The sequence below is a fragment of the Clostridium sp. UBA4548 genome (genome assembly GCF_002387895.1).
Taxonomy (GTDB): Bacteria; Bacillota; Clostridia; order Clostridiales; family Clostridiaceae; genus Clostridium_J.
The window spans coordinates 111,842-134,530 of the sequence record NZ_DGLI01000001.1 but is presented as its reverse complement, the minus strand read 5'-3'; the positions used below and the strand labels follow the sequence as shown (position 1 = coordinate 134,530).

The 22,689-nt window shown below is 30.9% G+C and carries 21 protein-coding genes and 1 pseudogene; 12 read left to right on the top strand and 10 right to left on the bottom strand.

Annotated features, from left to right (window positions below; genetic code table 11):
- The first annotated feature begins 490 nt into the window (after positions 1-490).
- On the top strand, positions 491-652 hold the full coding sequence (locus B3040_RS00740; RefSeq protein WP_291569352.1) for a hypothetical protein: 162 nt from the start codon (positions 491-493) through the stop codon (positions 650-652).
- 526 nt (positions 653-1,178) lie between these two features.
- Here the strand turns inward: B3040_RS00740 and B3040_RS00735 are convergent.
- The gene (locus B3040_RS00735; protein ID WP_291569351.1) at positions 1,179-1,301 is read right to left on the bottom strand and encodes a hypothetical protein; all 123 of its coding nucleotides are present in this window, start codon (positions 1,299-1,301) and stop codon (positions 1,179-1,181) included.
- 319 nt (positions 1,302-1,620) lie between these two features.
- On the opposite strand from B3040_RS00735, the gene B3040_RS00730 reads away from it, so the two are divergent.
- On the top strand, positions 1,621-1,908 hold the full coding sequence (locus B3040_RS00730; RefSeq protein WP_291569350.1) for a putative quinol monooxygenase: 288 nt from the start codon (positions 1,621-1,623) through the stop codon (positions 1,906-1,908).
- 274 nt (positions 1,909-2,182) lie between these two features.
- On the opposite strand, the gene B3040_RS00725 is transcribed toward B3040_RS00730, so the two are convergent.
- Positions 2,183-3,148, bottom strand: coding sequence for a tRNA dihydrouridine synthase (locus tag B3040_RS00725; protein WP_291569349.1), 966 nt, complete (start codon positions 3,146-3,148; stop codon positions 2,183-2,185).
- A gap of 584 nt (positions 3,149-3,732) precedes the next feature.
- Positions 3,733-4,098, bottom strand: coding sequence for a NifB/NifX family molybdenum-iron cluster-binding protein (locus B3040_RS00720; protein ID WP_291569348.1), 366 nt, complete (start codon positions 4,096-4,098; stop codon positions 3,733-3,735).
- Between the two features lie 402 nt (positions 4,099-4,500).
- Between B3040_RS00720 and B3040_RS00715 the strand changes: the two genes are divergently transcribed.
- Positions 4,501-4,944 carry a DUF134 domain-containing protein gene (locus B3040_RS00715; RefSeq protein WP_291569347.1) on the top strand — a complete coding sequence of 148 codons (444 nt, stop codon included), beginning with the start codon at positions 4,501-4,503 and terminating at the stop codon, positions 4,942-4,944.
- Between the two features lie 257 nt (positions 4,945-5,201).
- Here B3040_RS00715 and B3040_RS00710 read toward each other — a convergent pair whose 3' ends face one another.
- Genes B3040_RS00710 through B3040_RS00700 form a run of 3 tightly spaced genes read right to left on the bottom strand, consistent with a single transcriptional unit; the run spans position 5,202 to position 7,675 of the window.
- The gene (locus B3040_RS00710) at positions 5,202-5,882 is read right to left on the bottom strand and encodes an ABC transporter ATP-binding protein (protein ID WP_291569346.1); all 681 of its coding nucleotides are present in this window, start codon (positions 5,880-5,882) and stop codon (positions 5,202-5,204) included.
- Positions 5,875-7,029: an ABC transporter permease gene (locus B3040_RS00705; protein ID WP_291569345.1), complete on the bottom strand. Its 1,155-nt coding sequence runs from the start codon at positions 7,027-7,029 to the stop codon at positions 5,875-5,877. Before B3040_RS00705 ends, B3040_RS00710 begins: the two co-directional genes overlap by 8 nt.
- Entirely contained in the window at positions 7,013-7,675 is a 663-nt protein-coding gene (locus B3040_RS00700) for a cobalamin B12-binding domain-containing protein (protein ID WP_291569344.1), read from the bottom strand. The genes B3040_RS00705 and B3040_RS00700 overlap by 17 nt, the downstream gene beginning before the upstream one ends.
- A 644-nt stretch (positions 7,676-8,319) precedes the next feature.
- Here B3040_RS00700 and B3040_RS00695 point away from each other — a divergent pair.
- The 5 genes from B3040_RS00695 to B3040_RS00675 all read left to right on the top strand — a co-directional run bounded on the left by B3040_RS00695 (position 8,320) and on the right by B3040_RS00675 (position 13,078).
- Positions 8,320-9,216 carry a helix-turn-helix domain-containing protein gene (locus B3040_RS00695; RefSeq protein ID WP_291569343.1) on the top strand — a complete coding sequence of 299 codons (897 nt, stop codon included), beginning with the start codon at positions 8,320-8,322 and terminating at the stop codon, positions 9,214-9,216.
- A 458-nt stretch (positions 9,217-9,674) separates the two neighbouring features.
- Positions 9,675-10,682, top strand: a complete 1,008-nt coding sequence (locus tag B3040_RS00690; protein WP_349679154.1) for a methionine ABC transporter ATP-binding protein — start codon at positions 9,675-9,677, stop codon at positions 10,680-10,682.
- Complete coding sequence (locus B3040_RS00685) at positions 10,669-11,337, top strand: methionine ABC transporter permease (protein ID WP_291569342.1); 669 nt, start codon at positions 10,669-10,671, stop codon at positions 11,335-11,337. Before B3040_RS00690 ends, B3040_RS00685 begins: the two co-directional genes overlap by 14 nt.
- A gap of 14 nt (positions 11,338-11,351) precedes the next feature.
- Positions 11,352-12,176: a MetQ/NlpA family ABC transporter substrate-binding protein gene (locus B3040_RS00680; RefSeq protein ID WP_291569341.1), complete on the top strand. Its 825-nt coding sequence runs from the start codon at positions 11,352-11,354 to the stop codon at positions 12,174-12,176.
- Between the two features lie 122 nt (positions 12,177-12,298).
- On the top strand, positions 12,299-13,078 hold the full coding sequence (locus B3040_RS00675; protein WP_291569340.1) for a DUF169 domain-containing protein: 780 nt from the start codon (positions 12,299-12,301) through the stop codon (positions 13,076-13,078).
- A gap of 59 nt (positions 13,079-13,137) precedes the next feature.
- On the opposite strand, the gene B3040_RS00670 is transcribed toward B3040_RS00675, so the two are convergent.
- Both B3040_RS00670 and B3040_RS00665 read right to left on the bottom strand, forming a co-directional pair.
- Positions 13,138-13,965 carry a methyl-accepting chemotaxis protein gene (locus B3040_RS00670; protein ID WP_291569431.1) on the bottom strand — a complete coding sequence of 276 codons (828 nt, stop codon included), beginning with the start codon at positions 13,963-13,965 and terminating at the stop codon, positions 13,138-13,140.
- A 120-nt stretch (positions 13,966-14,085) separates the two neighbouring features.
- A pseudogene (locus B3040_RS00665) lies at positions 14,086-14,828 on the bottom strand (MCP four helix bundle domain-containing protein); the annotation flags it as partial.
- A gap of 393 nt (positions 14,829-15,221) precedes the next feature.
- Here B3040_RS00665 and B3040_RS00660 point away from each other — a divergent pair.
- Entirely contained in the window at positions 15,222-15,506 is a 285-nt protein-coding gene (locus tag B3040_RS00660; RefSeq protein WP_291569339.1) for a hypothetical protein, read from the top strand.
- Between the two features lie 93 nt (positions 15,507-15,599).
- Here the strand turns inward: B3040_RS00660 and B3040_RS00655 are convergent, their stop codons facing one another.
- Positions 15,600-17,369, bottom strand: coding sequence for a stage V sporulation protein D (locus B3040_RS00655; RefSeq protein ID WP_291569338.1), 1,770 nt, complete (start codon positions 17,367-17,369; stop codon positions 15,600-15,602).
- A gap of 276 nt (positions 17,370-17,645) precedes the next feature.
- Complete coding sequence (locus B3040_RS00650) at positions 17,646-17,936, bottom strand: hypothetical protein (protein WP_291569337.1); 291 nt, start codon at positions 17,934-17,936, stop codon at positions 17,646-17,648.
- A 178-nt stretch (positions 17,937-18,114) separates the two neighbouring features.
- Here B3040_RS00650 and B3040_RS00645 point away from each other — a divergent pair, with 178 nt between their 5' ends.
- The 3 genes from B3040_RS00645 to B3040_RS00635 all read left to right on the top strand — a co-directional run bounded on the left by B3040_RS00645 (position 18,115) and on the right by B3040_RS00635 (position 22,565).
- The gene (locus tag B3040_RS00645; RefSeq protein ID WP_291569336.1) at positions 18,115-18,495 is read left to right on the top strand and encodes a winged helix-turn-helix transcriptional regulator; all 381 of its coding nucleotides are present in this window, start codon (positions 18,115-18,117) and stop codon (positions 18,493-18,495) included.
- A gap of 176 nt (positions 18,496-18,671) precedes the next feature.
- A complete protein-coding gene (locus tag B3040_RS00640; RefSeq protein ID WP_291569335.1) occupies positions 18,672-19,877 on the top strand; it encodes a DUF401 family protein in 1,206 nt (401 codons plus the stop codon).
- Positions 19,878-20,555: 678 nt separating this feature from the next.
- Positions 20,556-22,565, top strand: a complete 2,010-nt coding sequence (locus tag B3040_RS00635) for a methyl-accepting chemotaxis protein (RefSeq protein ID WP_291569334.1) — start codon at positions 20,556-20,558, stop codon at positions 22,563-22,565.
- The last annotated feature ends 124 nt before the right edge of the window (positions 22,566-22,689 follow it).

The following is a 22,689-nucleotide window of genomic DNA, read 5'->3' as shown; positions in this document are numbered from 1 at the left end:
TTTTAAAAACACTGGGTTTAAAAAGAATTCTCAAAGAGGGAGGGCTTTACTAAAATCTAGTGTTTTTAAATTTTGTATTTTATAGATCCCCCAGATAAATATATATTTAAATATTTAAAAAAACTTAAGAGAATTAAGAGAGGAGTAAAGTGTAGGGTACATAACTTTGGAGCCTTAAAGAAAAATCACTTTAGCATTTTAGCTAGTGCTTCTAAGAAAGGGCTTCCTTATGTAGGGCAAAATTAGTAAAATGCTAATAAATATGTTTAAAGAGAAGGATTTATATTACATAAAATCTTCATAATACTTTATTATAATGAAAGTAAAATTAGCTAAATTTTTAACTGCAAAGTTAGTATAAGCTTTGGTGGTGAAAATTTAACTAATTCAAGATGAACTTCATTGATCTTAAATTAGCCTTAAGATTATTTAATTAGAGTTTCACTATAGAAATATATAGTATAAATTTCATCGTAGTAGGAGGTAACTTATGGGGATGTTTTCATTTTTAAAGAAAAATAGAGAACTAGAACAAGAGATAAAGTCTAATTTTAATGTGGTAGTATCTCCAACTGTTCTTGAGGATATTATAAAGCTTTTAAAAAAGCTAAACAAAACTGCTGTAAGATTTGTAGTAGCAGGAATGTGTTGAAGTGGTAGCAAGTTTGCAGTTGTTCTGGATGAACAAAAAGAAAATGATTTAGTGGTAGAAACACAGGGAGTGAAATTTGTTGCTAATAGCAATTATAAAAACCTTCTTGGAACCTTGGAGGTAACAAAAGACAATAATCAACTTACTGCGAAAAGAGTTGATTAAAGCTAAAGTAACCCTATTAATTATAGGGTTACTAGGTGAAAATCTATTTCATTCATGATTAATGAAATAGATTTTCACCTAAAAGTTTTAAGGGAACCAAAGTAGGAAGAAAATATAAGTGACATTAGTTCCCTATAGCTACTATTTTAACATCTTTTTTTCTTATGGGTTTCCTTGTTGTCATATCAACTTAAATAAGACAAATAGAGTTTTTCAACCACAACTATGACAAAAATTTCTACAATCATATTTAAAAAAATCAATTTATCATTTTATTTTTTAGTTCATTTGCACTTTTAGCTTCTTTCTCTAAAAATATGGTCCACCCCGTATCAGGTATCTCATAATAAGAGCCATAGGCTTATTGATTACGATAATTGAAATAGGTGATTTCAGCATTGTAATCAATACTTAGTTTTATTTTTTCCATGTTAACTTTAGTTTTTCCAACAGCATCACTAATATATTTAGAAGGAGTTAACATAACACCTTCTTCATCAACAATAAAAGCTTCCTTAAGTAATAATTTAAATACAGCTCACCTTGAAAGTGAAAAAGATACAACTTCACTTTGGAAGCTCCTAATTTGAAGAGTATATTAAATATACTACAATACAAAATAGTGGGTACTTGCTATTAATTAAGGTAGTATTTATAATTATTTTATATAAGCTCTGCTAAGGTGAAATCAGTAACAAAGGATATTAGTTCTTTGTTACTGATCTCTAATAGTGGGATAATTTTATTAGAGTTTATAAAAAAATGATAATTGTGAAATAATAGCAAAAAAGGGTGGGATACAAATGGTAAAAGTAGTTGCAAAAAACTTTATTCAACAGGATAAAATTAATGAAGCTATTGAATTATACAGAGAGCTAGTGGAAAAAACTAGAAAAGAACAGGGCTGTATTAAGTATGAATTATATCAAGATACACAAAACCCTACAATACTTACAATGGTTGAAGAGTGGGAAAATAGAGACTTTTTAGAGAAGCACTTTAAAACAGAGCACTTTACAAGAATTGTACCTATGATAGGAAAGTTTTTAGCGGGAGATAAAGAAGTCAACATCTATAATAAAATAATATAATAAGGTACAAAAAGATTTAAACAGCGTACTTATTCTTTGCAATAAGTACACTGTTTTTGTTATTTTCATATGAGCTCTTTAGTTATCTAAAAAATGTGAACTACATAAAACTAGAATTTTTCTTGAATTACATCATTAATTCGTAAGTACCTGATTTATAATCATTCTTTAGAGTGGAGCCTTGTGTTTTAGTCCAATATGGAATCTAAAATACAAAACCAGACTTGGTTATATGAAAGCTTAGTCTAATAATTAATTGTAAACTTAAGTTGCCTTAAAGTTCACTATGAAATAATCCAGCTCCTTTAATGATTTCTTGCTCTGAAAACAAAGTAAACACAGCTGTTTTATAATCATTTAAGTTTTGAGACTTCTTAATCTTCTTACTATACTTCTTGTTATCTGAAAATATGTAAATCAAATAGCTCCATAGTTCTTTCATCCTAAGGATGGCGATATTATCATCCTTAAACAATGCTATGTAACTATTTAAAACTTCATCATGAAAGTCTTTTAATACTTTTTTGTCTAGCTTAGCATTAGTTTTTATTAAATCAATTAATCCAGGATTAGCAAGGATACCTCTTCCTAACATTACTGTATTTAATTCAGGAAAAGCACTTGTTAATTTATCATAGTCATCAGCAGTAAAAATATCACCATTATAACACACAGGGTTAGTACTTAAAGCTAAGGCATCTTTAAACACTTCTAAATTAGGTTTGTTTCCATAAAAATCTTGTCGGGTTCTAGGATGGATAATTAATTCTTCCATAGGATATTTGTTGTAGATTTTAATAAGTTCATAAAATTCCTCAGGACTATCTTTTCCTATTCTAGTTTTTATAGAAATCTTCATATCCTCCATTTTAAATATTTCATCTAAAAACATATCCAGTTCTTCTGGCTTTGCTAGAAACCCTGAACCTCTATTTTTGGCAACTACTGTGCCAGAAGGACAGCCTAAATTTAAATTAACTTCGCTATAACCTAGCTCTTTTAATTTTCTAGCAGTAGTAATAAAACCCTCTGAATTATTGGTGAGTATTTGAGGTACTATGTTAATTTCCTCATTATTTTCAGGTAATATATCTCTTAACTCTCTAGTTTTAAGATTCTTACTAGTATTAGGTACAATAAAAGGCGTAAAGTATTTATCAATATTGTTAAAAATCTTTTTATAAGAATTTCTATATATGAAGCCTGTAATTCCTTCCAAGGGTGCTAAATAAAATTTCATGTAATAACTCCTTTATGAATATTCTACACACATTATATCAGCCTTTTGAAAAAATAAAAACTAAGGCAGCTTCAAAAAATATTAAAGAGTAATCAAATTTATAATCTGATTACTCTTTAACAAAAATGAAAATTTTTGTTAATTCAGTGAAATGTTAATCAATTTTGGGATGGGGTATTGATTAACCTTACTACATTTATATTTTAGTATAAAAATATGTAGATAATATGAAGGTAAGGGCAATTATAATGTATTTTCTTTACAATACTTAATAATTGCAAAGAATACTAAATAAAAAGGAAACTGGTTGGCTTACAGATTCCTTTTTATTATAAATATGAAAGTTTACCTACTCAAGGGAACGAATATAAATAAACTTTATCATACTTATATTTTAAAATTATATTATGTAGATGATATGAAGAAGAGTGGTTTTATAGGAAATTTATGTTAATAAAGTTAAAGTTAAATTATATTTAGGAACCGAGGTAGGAGTAAGGTATTACTTACCCCTTGACCTTGGTTCCATAAAAATAATAACTTACTTAAGGACTATTGTTTAGTTAAAATAGTTAGTATTATTTTTAATGGTTATGGCACTCATGATCATGAGCATGACAAGAGTCTCCTGAATCAACAACAGCACCTTGAAGCCATTTAGAAGCTACAGCTTTTACATCTCCGGAGCAGCCACGTAATACCTGAATACCTACATTATTAAGTACGTTTACAGCTCCGTCACCCATGTTTCCAGCAAGCATAACCTTAACTCCCATGTCAGCAAGAACTGAAGCGATATTTGACTTACAGCCACAGCCTGCTGGAGAAGTTACCTGCTCAGAAGAAAGAATTTCTTTAGTATTAGTGTCAACGGTAAAAACAGTGAAGTACTCACAGTGTCCAAAGTGACTATCAATAGAATTATTACGAGATGGTAATGCAATTTTCATAATATAACCTCCAATATAAAATAATAAAATAAAATACAAAAAAAGTTATTGGCATATGCCTGATATAATTATAATAAACCTCATTTAAAAGTATGTCAAATATGCAATTATTTTTTTATTTATAAATAATCAATTTAGTAGGTATAAAATAATATTTCCATTATCTATTATGAAGAGTAAGCTAGAAGAAAACTTAGTAATAGACGTACAAATTTATTTAGTTTGGTAGTATAATGAAGATGAATTTTAAAAATGACTTTGGACTATAGTAATGGAGTTCTAAAGTGAAAGAATATCTTATTCTTCACAATAAAGCATTAAAGTTAGTAATGTATGGGTAACGTATAAATTAATGCCCTACAGTATTCATATAGTCATTAAGAAAATGTTGGGAGGATAATAATGGCAAGACCAGTAAAGTTTAGAAGAGTAGAATTTTTCCCAGAAAGTAACTACTTTGTACCTTTTGGAAAACCAAAATGTGAAATTGCAGAAGTTATGCTAAAAGTTGAAGAATTAGAAGCTATGAGGCTTAAGGATATAGAAGAATTAAACCAAGAAGAGTGCGCAGAGAGAATGCAGGTGTCACGACAGACATTTCAAAATATAATTGATAGTGCCAGAAAAAAGGTAGCCGTAGCTTTAACAGAAGGAAAAGCTATAAGGATAGAAGGTGGTAACTACACTACAAACCACTGTAAATTTAAGTGCATGGATTGTGGTGAGGTCTACGATATTAACTTTCAGCAAGATAAGGAACTTTGTCCCAAATGTAGTTCAACTGAAGTATTATGCAGTAAAGAGGCAGAGTTTTGTGGTCAGTGGTGTCATAAAAAGGGCAAGTAGTTTTTAACTTGGGTTTTCAAATAGCTAGTGTTCAAAGAAGGATTTTAGGATCATTCTTTAAAGTGTTTTTACATGTTTTTTTTAGTAAAAGATCTGAAAGTGACTTAAACACTATATCTTCTTAAGAGGACAAGAATAAAAAAATAGATATAGATATCAATACTTATCTATATCTATTTATACCAACGCATATTTATATCAATATAAGGTGATATAGATATGTGTTTTATATTTATTTCAGATAGATTCTTAAGCCCTTATATGTCCATAATTATTCTTCCGTCTTTAATTTCTACAATTCTATCTGCTTTTTCAGCAATTTTTCTATCATGAGTTATTACTATAAAAGTTGTATTAAACTTTTTGTTGATATCCCTCATTAAATTATATATAGTTTCTGTAGAATCTGAGTCAAGGTTTCCTGTGGGCTCGTCTGCAAGGATTATTTTAGGGTTATTCATTAAGGCTCTTGCTATGGCAGTTCTTTGTTGCTGACCACCAGACATGTTTGTAGCTAGATTGTTTTTAACCTTTGATAGTCCTACTAAGTCTAAAAGTTCTTCAGCCCTTGCAATACTTTCCTTTGAGGGTTTTGAATTTTTAATATTATAGGGCATCAATACATTTTCAAGAGCAGTAAACTCTGGAAGAAGGTAATGGAATTGAAAGATAAACCCAATGGTTTGATTTCTAAGGTCTGCCAAAGCATTTTTCTTCATGGTATCAGTTATTTGTCCATCTATTAAAACCTGTCCACTAGTTGGTTTGTCTAAAGTCCCTAAGATGTTTAAAAGTGTACTCTTTCCACTTCCTGAAGCTCCAATTATAGAGTTAAAGGTACCTTCTTCAAAAGATAGATTCACATCATAAAGTACTTGAGTTTTAACTAAAGTTCCATATATTTTATTTATGTTTTTTAAATCAATTATATTAGCCATTCTTTATCACCTCTATTGGGTTAAGTTTTGAAGAACCTCTTGCTGGAATTAAAGCTGCTATGGTTGAGGAAGCCAGTGCAATTAAAGCTGAAAGTGCTATAAAACCATAATCAATGTAAAGCTGAACCACTGGAGTTCCATCGGGATTTAAAGCAAATTTTGTGAACATAAAGCTTAGGAATAATCCTAAAACAACTCCTAGAATTGCTCCTAAAAATCCAAGTAATAAACCTTCAAAGAGGAAGATAAGACTAGCAGATCTATCCGTAATTCCCATTGCCTTAAGAATTCCGATTTGTCTAGATTTTTGAACCACTGTTATAGCAAGTACACTAGCAATTCCTAGAACTACAGCCACTAGTACAAAAACTTGTATCATAAGACTTGAAATACTTTGACCATTAAGACCACTTAAAAGTTCTGCATTTTGAGCTTTCCAGTTATCTACTTTAAGGTCACCTTGAATACTTGAGGTTATTTCCTCAGAAATAATGTCGGCACTAAAAACATTTTCTGCTTGCATTTCAATGGAAGTAACTTTATCATCCATAGAAAAAATGTTTTGGGAAGTTTCTAGGGTAGTGATCATCCAAGATTTATTTAAAGAAGCAACCTTAATATCATAAAAACCTACAACTTTTAAAGTTTTTAATCCACTAGAGTTAGCGAAGATTTCAAGTTCCTCTCCAAGGCTTATGCCTAGCTCCTTTTGAAGCTCTTTTCCTATAATAACTTCATTTTCTTCTTGGGGTGCTTTTCCTTCATAGATTCTATTTTTAATATTGTAAATTTTATCTGAAGCTTCTATATTAAAACCTCTAATTAGTACAGAGTAATTTTTACTATCTTCTTTTATAAGTGCTGGTCCATCAGCAGCTAGGGAAAGATTTATAACTCCATTATTTTTAGATACCTTAGTAACTATATCTTCATAATCACTAATTGTCTTATCATCAGTATTTGAAGTTATAGTAATTTGTGGGGAATTTCCGATAGTTTTATCTACAAGACCCTTTTGAAGTCCTTGTATGAGAGAACCAATGAAGATTTGCACAGATACTCCAACTGCAATTCCAAGAGCAATAAGTGCGGTTTGACCTTTATTTGATTTTAAAAAACGTACTGCAATTTTAAATGGTAGCCTCATGGTTATCCTCCTGTGCAAGTTTCATTATGTCTTCAAAAGTATCAATAAATATATGTCCTTTAACATCTAGATAAGAGTTTTCCTTATGCTTAAAGGCATTTCCTCCTACTAATATTTTAACTTTAGAATCCACTTCCTTTATAGTTTCAATAGTTTTACGAGCTGCAATAAGGTTATAAGGATTTGATACACTAAGTGCAATGTAATGGAAGTTTATAGTGTTTAGGGCTTGTAAAAACTCATTCTTAGGAGTGTTGCTTCCAACGAAAGTAGCATCATAGCCTAAGAGAGTAAAAAAGTCAGTAACCATTCTGGCACCAATTTCATGATATTCCTCAGAAGGGCAAACCACAGCAACTTTCTTATCAGTTTTAATTTTGTATTTTTCTTCCCTTTCTTTAATAACAAAAGGGTAACAATTTTCTATAATAGTTCTTATAATAGAGCTCCTTACATGTTCCCTCCAAATAAAAGCTACGTCATTGGGTTTTTCAACCATGGTATTTAGAGAAGGGGTTAGTATGTGGGTATAAAGAGTAACAATGTCAAGGTCACGATTTTTCACTTTGGATAAAATAAAATCTAAAGACGCTTCACGATTTTCTGTTTCAATAATTTGCATAAATTCATCATAAAAACTGTTCATAAAATATCTCCTTTCTTTTTTTTACAACAAGTTATAGGGTTCAATGATGAAATTTTAATTTATTCATATTCATAAACCCTTAAGGGAACCAGAGGAGGACTCCAGTATAAGCTAAGTTTTAACGCTGGTTCCCTATATTAGAAATTTTTATAAATCTAATTATCTTTTTATCATCCTAATTGAAAAACTTATCTAAAAATCACTATATAGTATAAAAGCAATATTATAAATGTTTTAGAAAACTACTAGCAGATAATCTAGCAATTTTAAAGAGTTAACTATCAAGTTAAATATAAAAAAAATTTATTGGTTATTATTTATCTCTATTAGTTATTAATGGATAATTATTATTAGTTGCTGTTTATATTAATATAATATATCACGAAAAGTAATAAATCAAGAAGAAAAAGATAATTGCAACAAAAAAATATTGATATAAATTACTAAGTGTGATATTTTTATAATCAACGTCCTAAGAAAAGACATAAATTGGTTTTTAGAAGATATTAAGAGAAGTAAGTGATTTTACAAATAAGCTAAGTGGGGGTATTAGAAGATATAATAATAGTAAGATTTATTAGAAAATAAAGTAAGGTTAATAAATTATTCTATAGCAAAACTAAAGTGAAAGGAGCTGTGATTTTATGAATATAGAACTTTCTAGCAGAATAAAGGAACTTAGAGAACATAAAAGGTGTACTCAAAACCAGTTGGCAAAGGCAATAGGGGTAGGGCAGACTACTGTGGCAAATTACGAAAAAGGAACAAGAACTCCTGATGCTGAAAAACTAAATAAAATTGCTGACTTTTTTCGAGTTACAATTGATTACCTTTTAGGAAGAGAGCAAGAGAACCTATTATATAATGAGGAGAGAAAAATAAGCATTTCCATGGTCACGCTTAATAATGTGTATAAAATTCTGCTGGAATACCTAATTAAAGGACGAAGAGAATTGGCAAGGGAAATAGTAAAGGAATTTTATGAACAAGGTTACAGTGTTAAAGATATATACTTTACACTTATAGAAAGAGTGCTAGTAGAAGTTGGAACTCTATGGGAAAAGGGTCATATAGATGTATGGCAGGAGCATTTTATATCTGAGGCCCTTTTGGATATTATGAGAGAATTAAAGGCAATGGAAGATGAGTTACCTGGAAAAGGGTACTCTATTCTTGCCTTTACATCAGGTCCAGAAATGCATAATATTGGTTTAAGGATGATTACAGATCTTCTTCAGCTAGAAGGGTATAACATAATTTATTTAGGGTCAAACTTGCCAGTTGCAAGCATTATAAATGCAATAGAAATGGAAAAACCTCATATTGTTGCAATATCAACCACTCTACCTTACCATATAGATTCAGCAAAAAATACTATAACTGCAATTAAAAATCACTTTGTGAAAAATGCTCCAAAAATAATAATTGGTGGAGCTGCATATTTAAATTGTGAGAATCCCTGCGAAGAAACAGGGGCGGATTACTATGGAAAAAATCTGGAGGATGTTATAAGTTATGGCATAAAATTAGGGAGGACTTAAGTTAATATAGTAGACACAGTTTCTCCAGGACTTTTAATAATGTACAAAACATCAGTAAGTATTTTTATATAGGGTTTCATGATAGAATTTTAACCTATTCATGATGAATTTTATTCATATTCATAAACCCTTAAGGAAACCAGAGTAGGACTCATTTATAAGTTAAGTTTTAACTCTGGTTCCCTACAATAAGATACCTACTGATATTTTTATTTTATAGGGGTTTTGAGATTACTACTCTACTAAGAGATTTATTATTTCCTTCACATGTATAGTAAATATTATATGAAAATCTGCGTTTGCTGTTGATTTAATGCTATAGATTTAACTAATAGGTGGTTATTTATCCATTAGTTATTACTATTTCTAAAATATATCATAAACGTGTATAATTTCACAATGTATGACATGAAGTTTTATAAAATGACAAAATAGAGTAAAAGCTACTATTTCTAACAGTGAATAATAAAGGAGAAAGTATGATAGAAATTGTAAATGTGGGAAAATCCTTTGGTAATCTTAAGGTATTAGATGGTATTAACTTAAAAATAGAAACTGGAATGATATATGGCCTTGTTGGGCAAAGTGGTGCAGGTAAGTCAACACTTTTGAGATGTATAAATGGGTTAGAACAATATGATTGTGGTTCAATTCTTGTAGATGGTGTAAAAGTTGAAGATTTGAATGGCCATGAGATACGCAATTTCAGAAAAGATATTGGCATGATTTTTCAGCACTTTTCACTAATAGATAGAAAAACAGTTTATAAAAATATTGCTTTTCCCTTAGAATGCTGGGGATATAAAAAAGACTACATTAATCAACGAGTAAAAGAATTGGTTCAGATAGTAGGGTTAGAGGATAAAATACATGCTCGTCCTAGTGAACTAAGTGGAGGACAAAAGCAAAGAGTTGCAATTGCTAGAGCTTTAGCTCTAAAACCGAAATACATTTTATCTGATGAGTCTACATCAGCACTAGATCCCAATACTACAAAATCTATTCTTAGTCTTATGAGACAAATTAGTAGAGATATGAATATTACTGTTGTGGTGGTAACCCATGAAATGGACGTTGTACAAAGCATATGTGATGAACTATCAATTTTAGAACAAGGCAAAATAACAGAATCAGGTAGTGTGGTTAAGTTATTTGCTGACAAGCCTGAAGCTCTTTTAAGATTATTGGGAGAAAAAGAAATGATGTTTCCTAAAAATGGCGTTAATATGAGTATTAATATTAATTTAGATAAGGAGTGTAAATTAATTTCTCAGCTAGGTAAAAGTATTTCAGGGGATTTTAAGTTGCTAGATAGTGAGTTTTATAATTATGACTCTACACGTTATAACAATATGACTATTAATATTGATGATAAAGATTTTGATAAAACCATAAATTTCTTAAGAGATAAAAATATTGAATTTAAGGTGTTACCCAAGGAGGAAGTTGTTGATGGATGCAAGTAATAGTCGTTTACTAAAATATTTGCCAACTGTGATTATTCCTGCCATATGGGTGACAGTAAAAATCTTATTCTTTTCGTCTCTGTTTTCTATTAGTATAGGATTAATTTTAGGCACTATATTAGTGCTTGTTGACGAAGAAGGACTAACACCAAATAAATTTATATTTACTATTATTGATAAAAGTGCTGACATATTAAGGGCTTTTCCAACCTTAATTCTTATTGTGGCATTAATGCCTTTGACAAGACTCATTGTAGGTACAACTGTTGGAGTAAATTCAGCAATTTTTTCAATTTCCATAGCTGGAATACCTTATGCAACTAGGATAGTTGAAAGTTCATTAAGAATAGTGGACAAGCAACTTATAGAAGCAGCAAAGTCAATGGGAGCTTCAACCTTTCAAATTGTGTTTAAAGTAATGTATGTAGTAGCTCTACCTAATCTTGTATCTAATCTCACTATGATGATTATAAATATGCTAAACACTACAACTATTGCTGGTGCTGTAGGTGCTGGAGGATTAGGAGCAGTAGCCCTTGCATACGGGTATCAAAGGTTCGATGATTTAATAATGTATTTTATTGTAGCTATTTTATTATTAATGGTTCTTCTAATTCAAAGATTAGGCAGGTTCATTTATAAAATTTTGAAATAGAAAGGAAGAAAACAATGAAAAAAAGAACACAAAAACTACTAAAGATTATCACATTAACAATGATGGTAGCATCATTGTTGGTAGGTTGCACAGCAAAAAAAGAAGAGGAAAAGAAAGTGATTAAAGTAGGAGGAACCGAAGTTTCTAAAGTAACCTATGATGCAGTAGAAAAAGAATACAGCAAATTAGGATATAAGACAGAATTCGTGCTATTTGATTCAAATGTTTTATCTATAACTGCAGCTAATGATGGACAAGTGGATATTTCTATGGGACAACATAAAAAATTCATGGAAACCTTCAATAAGGGACAAAATGAAAATTTAAATATGGTAGAACCCTATGGCTATTACACTGGAATTGGTTTATATTCGGAAAAGTATAAATCTGTAGAAGAGTTTCCTAATGGTGCTAAAATAGCAATTATGAACGATGCTATGAATATGGATATTGGTATGCGTGTACTTCAAGATGCAGGATTAATTGAATTAGAAAAAAACCATACTGGTTCTTACACTATAACAGATGTAACAAAAAATCCTAAAAACATTCAAATCATTGATATGGAGCAAGCTCAAACTGTAAGAAGCCTACAAGATATGGATGGAGCATTAGTGTTTTTTACCCACATGTTTAATGCAAAAAAAGATCCTTCAAAATACTTAGTACGTGATAAACAATCTGTAGATTATCCAATTAGCCCTATTGTTAAAGCAGAAAACAAGGATAAACAGTGGGCTATAGACTTTGCAAAAGCTTTAAAAGTAAAATCCGTAAGAGATGAAATTGATGCTAAATTTCCAGGTGTGTTTACTCATTATGAATACAATGGGAAATAAAGTTTTTATTAATACATAATAATCTAGGGAAATAATTTAAAAAAAGGTGTAGCATTGCAGTACAGTTATTAAAATAACTGTACTGTTTCATATATCATTAAAAGGATAGAAGGAGGAAGTATATGGAACTAACTTGGAAGGAAGCTTTGATAAAGTTAAATTGTTCTTTAGAACTAGAAAGACAAATTGTCGGGATTAAGTTTATTTTTTCTGAAAAAGAATATAAATCACTAGAGGTGCAGTGCCCTATAAAAAAAATTAACTACTGTGGTATGGTAAAAAGTGGGGCATGTGGAAATGCCCTTAAAGTAACAGGAGATATGTTAGCCTGTGCTAGTGGTGGCAGAACTCTAGGGTTTATAGAAGATACGGTAAATGAAAGTGGACAAGTTTGGACCAGATTAGGGTTATACAAGAATGCTGAAGTTTCAAAACAAGTGAGGGAAAGCCTTACATACTCAAAAGCCAACCCTTATGGTGTTTTGGTTCAACCATTAAGCAATTTTGACAGTGAGCCTGACATTGCTTTAATTGTAACTAACTCCTATAATTTAATGAGAATTGTACAAGGTTATTCCTATCACTATGGAGCAAGAAGTAATTTTGGATTTGTAGGGAATCAAGCTATATGCTATGAATGTACTGCAAAAACTTTTCTTACTCAAGATATGCAAATATCAGCACTTTGTATTGGTACTAGACATAGAGCAGGCTGGAAAGATCATGAGTTAGCAGTAGGCATACCTATGAAACAATTCACAGCAATTGCTGATGGAGTATTTAACACTGTAAATAATATGGAAAGTAATGAAAAGAAACATATAATAGAAGAAAAGCTGATGAAAGCAGGCATCACTGAGCTAACTATAGAATATGATAGCAATTATTATAAGAAGGTTTAAAGTGAAAACAACTCCATTTATAGATGTCTATAAATGGAGTTGTTAAATAAGTAATATTATTATATTTTAAATGTTGAAACTAACTCGCTTAGTTTTTCTGCCATCTCAGCTTGATGTTGAGCAGCTACTGAAACCTGATTCATACCAATGGAAGTCTCGTTAATTCCACCCTTTATACCTTCAGAACTCTCACTAGTATTTTGGGCTTGTAAGGCCATATCTTGTATAGCACCATTAACTTGATCTACAGTGGCTGTTATTTCTTCAGACATAGAAGCTATGTTTTCTGAAACCTTAGCATAGAAATCTGCACTATCATAATAGTCCTTGCTCACTTCAAGGAACTTCTTAAATTGGTCTGAAATATCATTAGTTAAGAAGAATAAGATTTCATTACTGTTTTCTTTTAAATCAGAGAAGGCTTCTCTTACCTCTGAGATTGTTTCCTGAATTTTAACTACAGCTTGTGAGGACTGTTCAGCAAGCTTTCTAACTTCTTCAGCTACCACTGCAAAGCCTCTTCCCTGCTCCCCAGCTCTTGCAGCTTCAATAGCTGCATTCAGTGCAAGAAGATTAGTTTGTTCTGAGATGCTAGAAATTGCATCTGCCATCATTTTTATATTTTCTACCACTTCAGCTTTTTTAAGAGCCTCACGAATGTTTTTTTCCTTTTCTAATTGAATTGCTTGTAGTTTTTCAAAGGCATCATTACTTTCCTTTTTCACTGCAGTAGCATTGCTTTTAATAGTATCTGCCTTATTACTTCCCTCCAGAGCTTGAGAGGAAAGTTCCTGAATACTTGCATCCACCTCTTCAGTAGAGGCTGCAATTTCTTCAGCTCCAGCACTTGCATCTTGTGCAGATGAGGCAATTTCTTCTGTGGTCATATTTATTTCCTCAAGTTTTGCGGTGATTTCTTCTACTGTTGCAGAAAGCTCTTCACTTTCCGAGCTTAAATCATTAACAGAAGTTTGAACTTCACCTATAAGAGAACTTATTTGACTTTGTGCTTCATTAAGAGCTGCTGCAATTTGGCCTAGCTCATCTTTTCTTTGAAGGTTAATAGGAGTTGTAAAGTCAGAGTCTTTAAGTCTGTTTGCAAAGTCTTTTATAGCTAGTAAGGGCTTTACAATACTAGTTGAAACTAAACGTGACATAACAACACCTATAACTGTTGATATTAGTATTAAAATTATATAAAATCTCGTAAGTGCTTTGGCACCTTCATCATTGCGGATCTTTACTTTTTCAGCATCATTTATATTATAATCTGCTAAATCTTTTAAGTTCTTTTGAAAAGCATCAAGGTGAATTTGTGTGGAATCGAATTTAGTAGCAGCTTCACTTTGTTTTCCCTCTAAGGCTAGTTTAATTACTTCATCTCTACCTTCTCTATATTTTTTCAAGTTTTCTTCCAGCACTGGAATCAAATCAGTTTCGAATTTATCCAAATCTAGTTTTTTGTATTTACTAAAATTATCATCAAAACTTTTATTTCTTTTTCTATATCGCTTACTTTTTCTTGTTGCGTGCCTTTATTGCCAACATTTAAAATAGTGGCATAAATATCAGCCTCAATGGCCCTAGCTTGGTTTCTGTTATCATTAAGATATTGTACTGGTAATAGATTATTATCATACAAGGAAGCTAAGTCACTATTGGTATCCTGGATATTTAGGAAGCCTACGCCAGCAACTACTAAAATTATAAGTAGGGCTGTTATTGATAAAGTTAATATTTTGAGACGCATTCTTAAGTTTTTCATAGTTTGATCCCTTCTTTCCTAAAGCTTTGCTTATGAATAATATAAATTATGATTAAATCACAATAAGCCACACCTAAATTCCACTATGTAATTTGAAGGGCTTTATTAATGTAAGTAGCACAACTGATTTTCGGTGACTTTTAAGAAAGCATTTTTGTGAGATAATCAAATTATAATATCGATTAAATTTATAAAATCTTTATAATATAATATTAAGTCATTAAGGAATATAAAAGGAATATTAAGCCATATTGCATTGCTCATCTCAAGGATTCATAGTTATAAGAATCAAGGTAAGTAATTTATATAAAAAAACTGTAACGCTTGTCCATGTGTATGAATAGGATATAGTACAGAAAATAATACGAGGTGATTTAAATGTTTGAGGATTATATAACTCCTAACACTTATAATAAGAATTGTAATAATAATCATGAAGATAAACATCCACAAAATGATTGCCCACAATTGCCAGGGACAGTATTAAGAATTAATATTCCGGCTGGAACTACAATTAATTTATTAAATCTTTTAGAAGTAACATCTCCAGGTGGAATATGTCTAATAGTAAGAATTCCTTTATTAGGTGGAAATAATGGTTTAAATTTAGCGGGCATAGTAAGTGCTATTAAACAAGCAGGCGGGTCAGTAGAATTTCAGTAGGAAGTAATTAATTATAATAAAAGGATTACCAAGTTTATGGTAATCCTTTTTGTGTTCTAAGAAGGTTTCCGAAGTTGAAGTGGTTTCCATATACTATGGGGCCTTAGTATTTAAATAATTCATAATGTCAGTAAATAAAGTTTTACCAACAGGTGCTGCTGTTTGTGCAGCATAATATTTTGAAGGATCAGGTTCATTTATAGTTATTAGCATTGTTATTTTAGGATTATCCACAGGAGCCATGCCAGAAAAAGAGGTTATGTATTTTTCGGACTCATACTGACCTGTAGAAGAATTGGATTTTTGAGCTGTACCTGTCTTTCCTCCAATACGAAGCCCTTCAACAAAAGCAGGTTTTCCTACTCCGTCAGTTACAACCTTTTCAAGGGCAAATCTTAATTTAGTGGAGGTATTATCGCTTATAACCTTTTTTTCATTAGACTGATCAAATTTCTTATCTACCACTTTTGTGTCGCCTTCATAATGTACAACATCTTTCATTATATGAGGAGTTATCAAGGTCCCACCATTTGCAATGGCATTAAAAGCGGCTAAATATTGAACTTGAGTAACAGCTACTCCTTGTCCGAAAGACATGGTAGCAAGTTCCACAGGTCCTATAGAACTACTTTGCGAAAGAATTCCAGTAGATTCACCAGGTAAGTCAATGCCTGTCTTTACACCAAACCCCATTTTTTTTACAAAGTCTAGCAATTTTTCTTTACCTATTTTTTCACCAAGCTCCATAAAGCCAACATTACAGGAATTCTTTAATATATCAATCAGGTTTTCTTCACCATGTCCATTTCTTTGCCAGCAATATATTGTTTTGTCTCCAACTTTAAGACTTCCATTGCAAGTAAATCTATAATTTTCATCAACTAAGTTGTTTTCTAATGCGGCTGCAGCAGTGATTGCTTTAAAGATGGAGCCAGGTTCAAAGGCACTTTGTATTGCATTGTTTTTCCAAGCATTTTGAATTTCCTCTGAAGTAGTGCCAACCTCCCAAGGGGAATTTAAATTATAATCTGGTTTATTTGTCATGGCTAGCACTTCTCCATTGTTAGGGTCCATTATTGTTATAGAAACTGATTTAGCTTTGTTATCCTTAAGTGCTTTTTCAGCAGCTTTTTCAGCCATTAGTTGTATGTTTTGATCAATTGTCAGAATAATATCCTCACCATGAATTGCATTTACATTAAAAGAATCATAGGGCAGTTGATTTCCAGCAATATCTGCCTCAAAGCCCTTAAGGCCTGAGATGCCCTCAAGTTCTTTACCATAGTTAAATTCAACCCCAGTAATACCCTTCCCATCATAATCAGTATGACCTATAACTTGAGATAATAAATTATTATTGGGGTAGTATCTTTCAAGTTCTGGAGATATTATGATGCCTCTTAAATCAAGGGACTTAATTTCATCAGCATGGGATTTTTCTACACTTCGTTTTAAAATTGCCGAGGTAATAGGGTCACCGTTATCAAGTTTTTTATCAAATATTCCACTAATATCTTCTGATTTCATATCTAAAATGCTTGAGAGTGTTGAAGCTAATTCACTTATAGTAATTTTCTTATCTTTAAGAGTTTGATTTAAGGTAACAAGATCTAGATCTATTCTGTATTCATCAACTGTTACTGCAAGTTTGTTACCATTTCTATCCAAGATATTACCCCTTCGAGGCGATATCTTCATTTGATTTGTCCACTGTGATTGTGCCAGAGCTTTATAGGTTTTAGATTTATTTATCATTATATAAAATAATCTAGACAGAAGTATAGTAAAAATAAGAGTGAGTAGGCAAAAGACAGAAATTAGTCTAAGCTTACCTTGTGATGTAATTTTTCGAGCCTTTTTCAAATGAATCACCCTCCGGTATATAAATTTATATGTATTTATATTTTATTATATCGTATAAATAAAATATTCTTAATACATAGCTTAAGAATATTATTAAGATAAAACAGATGTTAGAAAAAATCAAGAATTATAATTTGTTTTTTTTGAATTGGGAGGACCTTCTGTTAGCTCTATATATGAAGCATATGAAAAGATATCAACAAGATATAGGTAAAATTAAAATATTTAAAAAGCCGTACAAATAGGATGTTGTACGGCTTTGAATATAATTTTTAATTATGCTACACTATATATCTTTACATCAGGAACAGTATCCCATAAGGGCTTGAGAGCTACAAAAACATCATTTTTGAATAACTCACTGTCTAAATATAATTTTGCATTTTCTAAACTGTCAAATCCATGAAGTACCTGAACATCCTCAGGGCGAATTAAAAGATCTTTAGTAAGTGCACCTGAGATGCTCTTCAAAAATGGAGTGCGATAATCTGAATAAACCTTTGCTGCAGCAGTCCTTTTTTCGTTGTTAATTTTCATTGTGATTTCAAGATAAGCTTTTACTTCCATTAAAAAAATCCTCCTTAAATATTGGTATATTTATTGTGTAATTAGAGTATATAAAGAAAGCTCCATGGGTTAAAGATATGAGCAAATTTATGAGTAACTAATAAATTTCATAGTAACTTGTTCATAGATAGCAACAAAGGTTATAATTTATGTATCAGGAGTATTGGAGGAATGGCATATGTATAAACCAAAGTTGGAAAAAGAAATTAGATGCCCTTTAGAGTATGGGTTGGACATCTTTGGTGGCAAGTGGAATTCACGCATTATATGTGTGCTGGCTGAAAAGCATATCTTACGTTATAGTGAAATTCGCAATGAAATGACAGATATAACAGATGCAGTATTAGCCGCCACTTTAAAGAAGTTAATTTCAGATAACATAGTAAGAAGGGAACAATATGATGAAATTCCTCCTAAGGTTGAGTATTCATTAACGGAGAAAGGGAAATCTGTTGTGCCAATTTTACAAAGTATTTGTAAATGGTCTGGAGCTTATCATAAGAGTGGAAGTGATCATATAATGGCTCAATGTCAGAAGTGTGATTATAACAATGAATAAGAATGCCCACAATAGTTTTATAATACATTTTGAAGTTTTGGAAAAGGTAATAAAATAACATAAATATCATCTTTTAAATAGATAAAATACTAATGGTATTCTGTGGATAAAAGAGTTAGTAGCTAAGTTAAAAATACAACTCCATAATGATTTTAGAAAATTGAAGGGGGACTACTGTGGACATTATCAAACTAATATTAATATTTTCTTGTATAGTTATAGTAATAAAGCTAAAAAAGCCTCTATACATATCAATATTCGCTGGTATATTAGGTACAATTTTCTTATATGGAATAAATCCTTTAGAATCTTTTAAACTTATGAAACATGGAGCTTTTAGTTTAGATACAATTAATCTGGTTTTAGCCTTTTATACAATTACCTTTCTTCAAAGAATGATGGAAAAAAGAGATCATTTAATACTAGCAGAAAAATCCTTAAGCAATTTATTTAACAACAGACGAGTAAATGCCATGGTTGCTCCATTTATAATTGGCTTATTACCATCTGCTGGTGCAGTTCTAATAGCTTCTCCTATAGTTGACAATGCAGGTGGAGACTATATAAGCAAGGAGGAGAAGACTTTTATTACTAGCTATTTTAGGCATATTTCAGAAGCCTTTTTACCCACCTATTCAACCATATTATTAGCATTAAATCTTTCGGGGGTAGATATGACAGCTTTCGTAATAGCAATGCTACCCATGGTGGTTGTATTATTTTTATTAGGGTACTTTATGTATGTTAAAAAAATTCTCAAAGATATTGAGCTGAAAGAATCAACTAACAAAGGTGAAGATGTGAAAAATCTAATAATTAGCTTATGGCCAATTGTATTCACCATTGCAATTATCTTAGTGTTTAAAACACCTGTTCATTATGCAGTTGTACCTATTATAATACTTTCGTTTCTTCTAAACAAATTTAGCTTTGAAGAGATAAAACCAATGTTTCAATCGGCAATAGAAGGCAAACTAATATTAACTACTATTGTAATTATGATGTTTAAAGAAATTTTGACATTTACAGGAGTTATTCAAAGATTACCTGGATACTTTTCAGCACTACCAATTCCACCAGTGATTATTTTTATGCTTTTATTTTTCTTTGGCACTTTAGTGGCAGGTGGCCAAGGTATGATAGCTATTGCTGTACCTTTAGCATATGCTACTATCCCAAATGGTGGACTAGCCTTAATGATAATAATCATGTGTACAACCTATATTGCTATGCAGATTTCACCGACTCACATTTGTTTAGCAATAGTAGTAGAGCATTATGGCACTTCATTCATAGATTTAATAAAAAAGACTATACCCATATTACTGACCTTCATTGTAATCAGTTCTCTTTATAGCTACTTATTATATCTAGTTCTATAAATTTTTATGAAAGGAGGTAAGTTAACGAGAGTCTCTACACCTTCTGGATTGCATATAGACCTAGGAAAAAACTATTAGTAAATGAACTTTCTTAACAAAATTATCTAATAATACCGTTATCTAGTGAACTTCTTGTTAAAGTAGAAGGAAAGCTTAAAGTGAAAGGCATTAGATTATATAATTTATCAGGTTATCCTAAATTTGTTAGGATAACCTTTTTTTATAAGAATCACTTAGGTAAGTTTCTTTAAAGTTTATATTTCCGCCATAGGAAAGGAATTAATGTATAACTAAAGCAGGGTAATGTGATAATCAGCAAAAGAATAAGTTTCTAATTTGATGAAAAAACAGAATTAAACTTAAAAGGGTAAAATAAAATGATAGGAAACTGATGATCTAAATCCAAAATAAAATTATTATGGATAAAAATGTGAGATTAAAATAACATAAATAACATAAATAACATAAATAACATAAATAAAATATAATTCATAGGTAAATGTCGAAATATGATGAAAGATTATCAAAAACATGTCGAATTTAAATGGATATAGTATAAAGTTAAAGAAAATAGTAACGAAGATATAAATAAAGGTATAATTAATAAGTGATTTTTAATAATTTTGAATTTAATTAAAAATTATTAAATAATAAATCAAAGGGGAGGTATAATTTTATATGAGCAAAATAAAGGTAGGATTTAATTTTAAAAGTATCAAAACTAAGTTACTAGTAAGTTTATTAAGCATTTGTATTATTCCGCTTATTATTCTTGGAGCAGTAGCTTACTTTAATTCCAAGTCAATAATAGTTGAAAAATTAGAGAGTTCAAGTGCGCAATTATTAAAAGAAGCAAATAGGGGAATTGATAAAGAACTGATATCCATGGGTAATAATGTGAGCATGCTTGCAAATAACTATAATTTTATTAATATACATAGTAATCCTGAATTTTCGCCATATCTTATGGATAGTATTAAAGGTATGCAAGAGACAAATCCAAATATAGAATCAGTATATATGGGGACAGTTGGGAAAAATTTTTATTTATATCCCGCTGATGATATGGGATCTGACTATGATCCAACTTCAAGGCCTTGGTATAAAGAGGCTGCTGAGAATAAGGGGGAAGTTGTGTTTAGCGACCCTTATACAGATGCAACCACTGGTAAAACTACAGTATCCATCTCAAAAGCAGTAGAAAAGGATGGTCAAATAATTGGTGTAGTTGCTATGGATATAAATTTCACTACACTGGCAAAAAGCACAGCAGAAATAAAGGTTGGAGATGAAGGCTATGCGGTGCTTCTTGATAAAAACGGGTTAATTCTAACTCATCACGACGAAAAATTAATTGGTACTGATGCCTTTTCTAAGCTTCCAATTTGGAAGACCATATCGGAAAAAAAAGAAGGTTTTAGTACCTATGAAGATGGTGGAGAAGTTAAGTTTGCTGTATATACAAATAGTCCTGTTACAGGATGGACTGTGCTTGGAACTATGGATGAACATGAGTTAAATAAGGATACAAAGTCTATCTTAGTAACTCTTATAACAGTACTAATTATTACTGCTGTTATAGCAGTGGGGATATCAATTTTAATAACCAAATCAATAACTGTAAACTTAAATAAGATAAAAGATGTTATGACTAAAGCTTCCAAAGGAGATTTAACAGAACTCGTTCAAGTTAAGTCAAAGGATGAAATTGGGGTTTTAGCAAAAAACTTTAATGTTATGATAGAAAACATATCACAAATCTTAAGGAATGTTGAAAAATCCTCACAAACAGTTGTAGATACTGCAACTAATTTATCTGCAATGACAGAAGAAACTACGGCCTCTGTGTCAGAAGTATCAAGAGCAATTGAGGAAATATCTAATGGAGCAGTTCAGCAGGCTTCAAGTACACAGGATGCATCGGATGAAATGGACAAGTTAGTGGATGGAATAGGTAGCATTGAAACCTCAACTAAGGAAATAGATGAAGTATCTTTAAATACTAAAGATTTAAGCAATAAGGGTTTAAAAATGGTTAAACTACTTATGGATAAATCTGAAGAAACTAAAGAAACAACTCAGTCTGTGGCTGAAATAGTTGAAGATATGAGCAAAAGTACTGAAGAGATTAGTAAAATTTCACAAACTATTACACAAATAACTGAACAGACAAACCTATTATCTCTTAATGCTTCTATTGAGGCTGCAAGAGCAGGAGAAGCTGGTAGAGGCTTTGCTATAGTTGCTGATGAAATAAGAAAGCTAGCAGAGCAATCAAGGAACTCTACAGAAGAAATAAAGAGAATTGTTGAAGCAATTCAAAATAAGTCAAGCATAGCAGTAGAAGCTATGGGACTAGCTCAAAATATTGTTATAGAACAGGATAAAACAGTGGAAGACACAAATGTAATCTTCAATGATATTTATGGTTCTATAAGCAAGTTAATTGAAAAAGTTGAAAACATAAAAGAAAAAGTTTTAAATATTAACACTGAAAAAGAAGAAGTCGTAAGTCAAATTCAAAATATCTCCTCTGTGGCAGAAGAAACAGCTGCTTCTTCAGAAGAAGTATCAGCATCAACTGAAGAAATAAACGCTACCATGGAAGAATTTAATAACTATGTTATGGGACTTCAAAACTTATCAGAGACCTTAAATGAGGAATTAAGTAAGTTTAAAACAACATAGAACAAGAAGGTTATCTTTTTTAATAATGCCATCACCTTTATAATATACAGGCATAAAATAGCTTTTGTAGGTCTTCATGGATTCTGATATATTTAACAGTAAGTGGATGCTTGTAATAAAGTAA

What these genes read in the sequence shown, in the direction of transcription:
- B3040_RS00720 (WP_291569348.1), bottom strand. Translation starts at nt 4,098, where the DNA reads ATGAAAATTGCATTACCATCTCGTAATAATTCTATTGATAGTCACTTT.
- B3040_RS00715 (WP_291569347.1), top strand. Translation starts at nt 4,501, where the DNA reads ATGGCAAGACCAGTAAAGTTTAGAAGAGTAGAATTTTTCCCAGAAAGT.
- B3040_RS00730 (WP_291569350.1), top strand. Translation starts at nt 1,621, where the DNA reads ATGGTAAAAGTAGTTGCAAAAAACTTTATTCAACAGGATAAAATTAAT.
- B3040_RS00695 (WP_291569343.1), top strand. Translation starts at nt 8,320, where the DNA reads ATGAATATAGAACTTTCTAGCAGAATAAAGGAACTTAGAGAACATAAA.
- B3040_RS00660 (WP_291569339.1), top strand. Translation starts at nt 15,222, where the DNA reads ATGTTTGAGGATTATATAACTCCTAACACTTATAATAAGAATTGTAAT.
- B3040_RS00680 (WP_291569341.1), top strand. Translation starts at nt 11,352, where the DNA reads ATGAAAAAAAGAACACAAAAACTACTAAAGATTATCACATTAACAATG.
- B3040_RS00740 (WP_291569352.1), top strand. Translation starts at nt 491, where the DNA reads ATGGGGATGTTTTCATTTTTAAAGAAAAATAGAGAACTAGAACAAGAG.
- B3040_RS00635 (WP_291569334.1), top strand. Translation starts at nt 20,556, where the DNA reads ATGAGCAAAATAAAGGTAGGATTTAATTTTAAAAGTATCAAAACTAAG.
- B3040_RS00705 (WP_291569345.1), bottom strand. Translation starts at nt 7,029, where the DNA reads ATGAGGCTACCATTTAAAATTGCAGTACGTTTTTTAAAATCAAATAAA.
- B3040_RS00710 (WP_291569346.1), bottom strand. Translation starts at nt 5,882, where the DNA reads ATGGCTAATATAATTGATTTAAAAAACATAAATAAAATATATGGAACT.
- B3040_RS00645 (WP_291569336.1), top strand. Translation starts at nt 18,115, where the DNA reads ATGTATAAACCAAAGTTGGAAAAAGAAATTAGATGCCCTTTAGAGTAT.
- B3040_RS00675 (WP_291569340.1), top strand. Translation starts at nt 12,299, where the DNA reads ATGGAACTAACTTGGAAGGAAGCTTTGATAAAGTTAAATTGTTCTTTA.
- B3040_RS00670 (WP_291569431.1), bottom strand. Translation starts at nt 13,965, where the DNA reads ATGACCACAGAAGAAATTGCCTCATCTGCACAAGATGCAAGTGCTGGA.
- B3040_RS00725 (WP_291569349.1), bottom strand. Translation starts at nt 3,148, where the DNA reads ATGAAATTTTATTTAGCACCCTTGGAAGGAATTACAGGCTTCATATAT.
- B3040_RS00650 (WP_291569337.1), bottom strand. Translation starts at nt 17,936, where the DNA reads ATGGAAGTAAAAGCTTATCTTGAAATCACAATGAAAATTAACAACGAA.
- B3040_RS00685 (WP_291569342.1), top strand. Translation starts at nt 10,669, where the DNA reads ATGGATGCAAGTAATAGTCGTTTACTAAAATATTTGCCAACTGTGATT.
- B3040_RS00700 (WP_291569344.1), bottom strand. Translation starts at nt 7,675, where the DNA reads ATGAACAGTTTTTATGATGAATTTATGCAAATTATTGAAACAGAAAAT.
- B3040_RS00735 (WP_291569351.1), bottom strand. Translation starts at nt 1,301, where the DNA reads ATGTTAACTCCTTCTAAATATATTAGTGATGCTGTTGGAAAAACTAAA.